Source organism: Bradyrhizobium sp., from assembly GCF_019244115.1.
Classification (GTDB): Bacteria; Pseudomonadota; Alphaproteobacteria; order Rhizobiales; family Xanthobacteraceae; genus Bradyrhizobium.
Window position 1 is genome coordinate 1 of the sequence record NZ_JAFATE010000728.1, and the last position, 7,253, is coordinate 7,253.

At 62.9% G+C, this 7,253-nt stretch carries 7 protein-coding genes, 1 tRNA gene and 1 pseudogene; all 9 read right to left on the reverse strand.

Annotated features, from left to right (window positions below; genetic code table 11):
• Window positions 1-1,713: pseudogene (locus tag JOZ76_RS31330) on the reverse strand (DNA-directed RNA polymerase subunit beta); the annotation flags it as partial.
• Between the two features lie 525 nt (window positions 1,714-2,238).
• Window positions 2,239-2,619, reverse strand: a complete 381-nt coding sequence (gene rplL / locus JOZ76_RS31335) for a 50S ribosomal protein L7/L12 (RefSeq protein ID WP_291705264.1) — start codon at window positions 2,617-2,619, stop codon at window positions 2,239-2,241.
• 55 nt (window positions 2,620-2,674) lie between these two features.
• Complete coding sequence (gene rplJ / locus JOZ76_RS31340; RefSeq protein ID WP_291705265.1) at window positions 2,675-3,193, reverse strand: 50S ribosomal protein L10; 519 nt, start codon at window positions 3,191-3,193, stop codon at window positions 2,675-2,677.
• A gap of 593 nt (window positions 3,194-3,786) precedes the next feature.
• Window positions 3,787-4,740, reverse strand: coding sequence for a 2-hydroxyacid dehydrogenase (locus JOZ76_RS31345; RefSeq protein WP_291705266.1), 954 nt, complete (start codon window positions 4,738-4,740; stop codon window positions 3,787-3,789).
• A gap of 139 nt (window positions 4,741-4,879) precedes the next feature.
• Window positions 4,880-5,572: a 50S ribosomal protein L1 gene (gene rplA, locus JOZ76_RS31350; RefSeq protein WP_291705267.1), complete on the reverse strand. Its 693-nt coding sequence runs from the start codon at window positions 5,570-5,572 to the stop codon at window positions 4,880-4,882.
• Between the two features lie 6 nt (window positions 5,573-5,578).
• On the reverse strand, window positions 5,579-6,007 hold the full coding sequence (rplK, locus tag JOZ76_RS31355) for a 50S ribosomal protein L11 (RefSeq protein WP_291705268.1): 429 nt from the start codon (window positions 6,005-6,007) through the stop codon (window positions 5,579-5,581).
• 134 nt (window positions 6,008-6,141) lie between these two features.
• Window positions 6,142-6,696 carry a transcription termination/antitermination protein NusG gene (gene nusG / locus JOZ76_RS31360; RefSeq protein WP_291705269.1) on the reverse strand — a complete coding sequence of 185 codons (555 nt, stop codon included), beginning with the start codon at window positions 6,694-6,696 and terminating at the stop codon, window positions 6,142-6,144.
• Window positions 6,696-6,887, reverse strand: coding sequence for a preprotein translocase subunit SecE (gene secE / locus JOZ76_RS31365; protein ID WP_291705270.1), 192 nt, complete (start codon window positions 6,885-6,887; stop codon window positions 6,696-6,698). The genes nusG and secE overlap by 1 nt, the downstream gene beginning before the upstream one ends.
• A gap of 282 nt (window positions 6,888-7,169) precedes the next feature.
• A tRNA-Trp gene (locus JOZ76_RS31370) sits at window positions 7,170-7,245 on the reverse strand.
• Between the last annotated feature and the right edge of the window lie 8 nt (window positions 7,246-7,253).

Here is a 7,253-nt window from a genome sequence, read left to right on the forward strand (position 1 = left end):
CTCGATCGGGCAGATGCGGCCGTAGTGCGTCGGATGCACGTCGCGCACCTCGAAGCCCGCGCGCTCGCGCGTGAGACCACCAGGTCCGAGCGCCGACAGCCGGCGCTTGTGGGTGACTTCCGACAGCGGGTTGGTCTGGTCCATGAACTGCGACAGCTGCGAGCTGCCGAAGAATTCGCGGACCGCGGCCACCGCCGGCTTCGCATTGATGAGGTCGTTCGGCATGACCGTCGACACGTCGACGCTGCTCATGCGCTCCTTCACCGCGCGCTCCATGCGGAGCAGGCCGACGCGATACTGGTTCTCGAGCAACTCGCCGACCGAGCGGACACGGCGGTTGGCCAGGTTGTCGATGTCGTCGATCTCGCCCTTGCCGTCACGCAGGTCGACCAGCGTCTTGATGACGGCCAAAATGTCTTCCTTGCGCAGCGTGCGATGGGTGTCGGGCGCATCGAGTTCGAGGCGCATGTTCATCTTGACGCGGCCGACCGCGGAAAGATCATAGCGCTCGGCGTCGAAGAACAGCGACTGGAACATTGCCTGCGCGGATTCCAGCGTCGGCGGCTCGCCCGGACGCATGACGCGGTAGATGTCGAACAGCGCGTCCTCGCGCGTCATGTTCTTGTCGGCATGCAGCGTGTTGCGGATATAGGCGCCGACGTTGACGTGGTCGATGTCGAGCAGCGGCAGCTCCTTGTAGCCCTGCTCGTTCAGCGCCTTCATCAGCTTGTCGGTGATTTCCTCACCGGCTTCCGCGTGGATCTCGCCGGTCTTCGGATTGACGAGGTCCTCGGCGACATAGTTGCCAACCAGTTCCTCATCGGACATACGCAGCGCCTTCAGCCCCTTCTCCTGGAGCTGGCGCGCGGCGCGCACGGTGAGCTTCTTGCCGGCTTCGAGCACGACCTTGCCGCTGTCGGCGTCGATCAGATCGTTGACCGTGGAATAGCCGCGGAAGCGGTTGGCGTCGAACGGCACACGCCAGCCGTCCTTGGCGCGCTTGTAGAGGATCTTCTTGTAGAAGGTCGACAGAATCTGCTCGCCGTCGAGACCAAGCGCGAACATCAGCGAGGTCACGGGGATCTTGCGGCGGCGGTCGATGCGCGCGAACACGATGTCCTTGGCATCGAACTCGATGTCGAGCCAGGAGCCGCGATAGGGAATGACACGCGCGGCGAACAAGAGCTTGCCGGACGAATGGGTCTTGCCCTTGTCGTGGTCGAAGAACACGCCGGGCGAACGGTGCATCTGCGAGACGATGACGCGCTCGGTGCCGTTCACGATGAAGGTGCCGTTCATGGTCATGAGCGGGATGTCGCCCATGTAGACGTCCTGCTCCTTGATGTCCTTGACGGACTTCGCGCCGGTCTCCTCGTCGATATCGAACACGATCAGGCGCAGCGTCACCTTCAGCGGCGCAGCGAAGGTCATGCCGCGCTGGCGGCACTCGTCGACGTCATATTTCGGCGGCTCGAATTCGTAGCGCACGAATTCCAGCATCGAGGTGCCCGAGAAGTCCGAGATCGGGAATACCGAGCGGAACACGGCCTGCAGGCCCTCGTCGGCCCGCCCGCCCTGCGGCTCCTCGACCATCAGGAACTGATCGTAGGACGCCTTCTGAACCTCGATCAGGTTCGGCATCTCTGCGACTTCCTTGATGTGTCCGAAGAACTTGCGGACCCTCTTGCGACCGGTAAATGTCTGCTGCGCCATCGTGGCCTCTCGTTTCGTCGCTCCCGCCGAGGGAACGAACCTTCCGGACAACGGTTGCCACCGTCCCCCGGGTTGAATTTCGATCCATTTCGAGGCCAAAAGCCCAATTTCAGGGGCAAGTCCTGAATTTGTTCTTCAGACCATCAAAACGCAAAACGACGCGCGGGGCGCAAACACGCACCCGCCCGTCCAAACCATGTCATCGCGGACTGCAAAAGCCCGAAATTGCCCGTCTCCCGACGGCCTGATGGGAAGAAGCGCCGGCCTTCCTGCCACCAACCGTGCTTTCGTGCTGGCAACCCAATATGGGTTGACAATTTTGAAGAATCGAGGGGTAAGCCCCCGATCCCTCACACTTTTCCGTGTACGGCGTGCCCCGGACCGGTCCGTTGCACGCCATTTGCTTGGTCTCTCCCCTCCGTCATGGCCGGGCTCGACCCGACCATCCACGTTTCGGAGCCAGATCCCCGGATCGCGCTCGGCTCGCGCCTCGCTTGTCGGAGGTGGAATTGAAGCAATCTCCGCTTACTTCAATTCCACCTTGGCGCCAGCCTTCTCGAGCTGGGCCTTGATCTTGTCGGCCTCTTCCTTGTTGACGGCTTCCTTGACCGGCTTCGGCGCGCCTTCGACGAGGTCCTTGGCTTCCTTCAGCCCGAGACCCGTGATGGCGCGGACTTCCTTGATGACCTCGATCTTCTTGTCGCCGGCAGCAGCCAGCATGACGGTGAACTCGGTCTTTTCCTCGGCCGGAGCCGCAGCGGCACCACCGCCGGCGCCCGGAGCCGCAACCGCAACCGCAGCGGCGGCAGACACGCCCCACTTCTCTTCGAGCAGTTTTGCGAGTTCCGCAGCCTCGAGCACAGTGAGGCTCGAGAGGTCCTCGACGATCTTGTTCAGGTCAGCCATTGATCAGTTTCCTTAAACGTTGGTTCGAACCAGGGTTGGAGTTTTGCGAAGCGCGTCAGGCCGCTTCGCCCTTTGAGGCATGAGCCTGAATGACCCGCGCGAGCTTGGCGGCCGGCGCGTTCGAGAGCTGGGCGAGCTTGGTTGCCGGCGCCTGGATGAGGCCGACCAGCTTGCCGCGCAGTTCGTCGAGCGACGGCAGCGAGGCCAGAGCCTTCACGCCGTCGGGATTCAGGACGGTTGCTCCCATCGCGCCGCCGAGAATAACGAACTTGTCGTTCGCCTTGGCGAAGTCGATGGCAACCTTTGGCGCCGCAACCGGATCGTTCGAAGTTGCGATCACGGTCGGCCCCTTCAAAAGGGTACCGATGGAAGCGACGTCAGTGCCTTCAAGAGCAATTTTGGCGAGACGGTTCTTCGAGACCTTCACCGAGGCGCCCGCCTGCTTCATCTGCTTGCGCAGAGTCTGCATCTGGGCCACGGTGAGGCCGGAATAGTGAGCAACGATCGCGACGCCCGTGGTCCTGAAGACCGTTTGGAGCTGTTCGACCGCCTCTTTCTTTGCCGCTCGTTCCACAGCAAGCTCTCTCCGGTTGGCGGCCTTCGCGTATCGGAGCGAGGCCGCCGGGTTGCACCCACCGTCCCGCCCAAAACCTGGCCTTACGACATCAGTCGAAGGACACGCCGGGCAAGACGACGACTTAGAAGCCTGCCCTCCCGATGGGCCCTGTGAGGCCGGCGGGGTGTCGAGGTTCGAACCAAACAAGCCACCGTCGCCCGCAAGACGGGCCAGGAGGCGAAATCCGGTTTTCACCCGTCTATGCAGGCCATTCGATTAAGCCATTGAAGAAACTTACGTTTCCTCGCAAGCGCCTGCAGTCTCGGACAGGACCGGGACCATCCGGCGGACCGGGTAGTCCCTACGCCATTCCCGCTCAAAAACGGCGGTTTATCCTCCCTTCGAGCAATCCAAGCGGATATCCTCAGAGGGAATGATCTCCAATCGTTCGCGAGTTTTCGGAATGCGCGCACGAACGGGCCAGCGTTCGCCAGCACGTCCGGAGGACGGGTGTTTAGCCGGTCTCCCGGCGCTTGCCAAGGGCAAAATTCACACCAGTTTTCAATGCCAAACTTCAGCCTAAATCCGCTTGGTCGGGCCCCTCCGCCCAGCTAGCCGGTTTTCACGGCGAAGGGCAGCGCCTGCCCCGCAAAAAACGCCTCCAGGTTGGCGATCACACAGTCCTGCATCGCCGTGTGCGATTCGAGCGTGTGGCCGCCGATATGCGGCGTCAGGACCACATTCGGCAGGGCGGTCAGAGCATCCGGCGCTCGCGGCTCTTGCTCATGAACGTCGAGACCCGCACCGGCGATGGTGCGGTCTGCGAGCGCCGCAGCCAAGGCCGCCTCATCAACGACGGAGCCGCGGGCGACGTTGATGACATGGCCGTCCGTACCGAGCCGCCTAAAAATATCGGCATCGACGGCGTGATGGGTGTCGGCACCGGCGCGAACCGCGATCATCAGGATGCTGCACCAGTCGGCCAGCGCCTCCAGGCTCGGGAAATATTGGTACGGCACGTCGGGCCGGCTGCGGCTGAAATAGCCGACCTCGGTGTCGAAAGCCGCGACACGGGCGGCGATCTTGCGCCCGATCTCGCCCATGCCGTAGACGCCGACCCGGCGTCCGCGCATCCCCGCCTGCGGCCGCATCATCAGCGAGGGTTTTGCGGCGGCCCAGTCGCCGCTGCGCACATAATTGTCCGCGACGACCAGGCGCCGGATCGCCGCGAGCATCAGGGTGATTGCGATGTCGGCAACGGAGGATGCGTTGGCGCCGGGGCTGTGGCCGACCACGATTTTCCGCTTGCGCGCGGCCTCGAGGTCGATGCCGTCATAGCCGGTGCCGTAGCAGATGATGGCGCCAAGCGACGGAAACAGGTCCATCGCCGCAGCGCCGAGCGGTCTGCCGCCGGCAGTAATCATCGCGCGGACGCTGGCAAGCTCTTCGGCCGCGAACAGCTCGCCAGCCGGCTTGCCGGCTGCATCCATCAACTCGAAACGCTCGCCAAAACGCTTCAGCATGGTTCTCGGAAAGCGCGAATGGACCAGAACTTTCTCGGGCATGTTGTTGTTCTTTCCCGCCTTCTTTTCAGTCGCCGCCTGACGCCGCTGTCATCAAACGCAAAAGTCACGCCTTACAAAGACGAAGGGCGGAACCGGTTGTCCGATTCCGCCCACGAGTTCGAACAGTTCCGTGCGCGCCTCAGCCGAGCAGCGTACCCGGCTCGACCTTCACGCCGGGCCCCATGCTCGAGGACACCGCGACGCGCTGGATGTAGGTGCCCTTGGCGCCGGCGGGTTTCGCCTTGGCAACGGCATCGGCAAGCGCGCGGATGTTTTCCACCAGCTTGTCGGCACCGAACGATGCCTTGCCGACGCCGGCCTGCACGATGCCGGCCTTCTCGACGCGGAACTCGACCGAGCCGCCCTTGGCGCCCTTGACCGCGCCGGTGACGTCCATGGTGACGGTGCCGATCTTCGGGTTCGGCATCAACCCGCGGGGGCCGAGCACCTTACCGAGGCGGCCGACCAGCGGCATCATGTCGGGGGTGGCGATGCAGCGATCGAAGTCGATGTTGCCGCCCTGCACCTTCTCCACCAGATCCTCGGCGCCGACAACGTCGGCGCCAGCGGCCTTAGCCTCCTCGGCCTTGGCGCCGCGCGCGAACACGCCGACCCGCAAGGTGCGGCCGGTACCGTTCGGCAGCAGCACCACGCCGCGCACCATCTGGTCGGCATGCCGTGGATCGACGCCGAGATTGATCGCGACCTCGATGGTCTCGTCGAACTTAGCCTTCGCCCGCTCCTTGACCATCTTGATGGCGTCGGCGAGCGGATAAAGCTTCTCGCGATCGACGCCTTCACGGGCCTTCTTCAAACGCTTTCCAATGCTCATGGCGCCTTACCCCGCAACTTCGAGACCCATCGACCGGGCGGAGCCCTCGACCATCTTCATGGCCGACTCGATGGTATCGCAATTGAGATCCTTCATCTTCTTCTCGGCGATCTCGCGCACCTGCTCGCGCGTCACCTTGCCCGCCTTGTCGCGGCCCGGCGCCTTGGAGCCGGACTGGATTTTGGCCGCCTGCTTCAAGAAGTAGGACATCGGCGGGGTCTTCATCTCGAAGGTGAAGGAGCGGTCCGCGTAGATCGTGATGATCACGGGGATCGGGGTGTTCTTCTCTTCCTTCTGCGTCTGGGCGTTGAACGCCTTGCAGAACTCCATGATGTTGAGGCCGCGCTGACCAAGCGCGGGGCCGATCGGGGGCGACGGATTGGCCGCACCCGCCGGCACCTGCAATTTCAGGTATCCGGTCACTTTCTTTGCCATGTCTCAACTCCTGTTGTGCCGGCGATTAAAGCCGGCGGTTTCAGGTGTCGTGGTCGGGATCGGATGCGGCTGGCAGACCGCGCCGTCCTCCCACGCTCCTCTGTCACGCGAGGCGCAAGCCTCGCGTCATCAGATCAGACCTTCTCGACCTGACCGAATTCCAGTTCCACGGGCGTCGCGCGGCCGAAGATCGAGACGGCGACCTTGACGCGCGAGCGGGCCTCGTCGATTTCCTCGACCACGCCCGAGAACGACGCGAACGGGCCGTCGGCGACGCGGACGTTCTCGCCAATCTCGAACGAGATCGACGCCTTTGGCCGCTCCACGCCCTCCTGCATCTGGTTCAGAATGCGCATGGCCTCTGCTTCCGAGATCGGCATCGGCTTGTTTTCCGCGCCCAGGAAGCCGGTCACCTTCGGCGTGTTCTTGATGAGGTGAAAGGCCTCATCCGTCAGCTTCATCTTCACCAGCACGTAACCGGGGAAGAACTTGCGCTCGGCGTCGATCTTGCGGCCGCGGCGGACCTCGGTGACCTTCTCGATCGGCACCAGGACCTGCTCGAACAGTTCCTCAAGGCCGCGCTGCTTGGCCTGCTCACGGATCGATTCCGCGACCTTCTTCTCGAAATTGGAATAGGCGTGAACGATGTACCAGCGCTTTTCGCCCGATTGGAGTGCGGCGGTTGCCATCAGTGAATGCCCAAGATCAAGGTGATCAGATAGCGGATGATCTGATCCGCGGCGAAAAAGAAGATCGACGCCAACGCCACCATGACGAACACCATGATGGTGGTGATCGTCGTCTCGCGACGGGTCGGCCAGGTGACCTTGGCCGTCTCCGCGCGCACTTCCTGCAGGAACTTAAACGGGCTGAACGCCATCGTGGATATCCGCGTCCGTCCTCAAAGACGAAACAAGTTTTGAATTTCAAGCAAACCGAGCAGCCCTGCTAAAGCCCAATCCTCTTCGCAAAGGATAAGCCGGCAACCAGGCTCGATTGTTCGGGGGATTTAAAGCCGCGCCGGATGTCCGCTTCTGAAGCGGGCCGGCTGCAGGTGGCGGGTATGTACTGCCGGGCTCGCCAAAGGTCAAGGTGCGAGCCGCCCCGCAAAGGCCCCGGCCGTTCGATCCTTGGGAGAGCCTGGCTGCCGCGCCTTATCGGCTGGCAGGAGTGGCAGGGCTCGAACCTGCGACCCCCGGTTTTGGAGACCGGTGCTCTACCAATTGAGCTACACTCCTGTGCGACC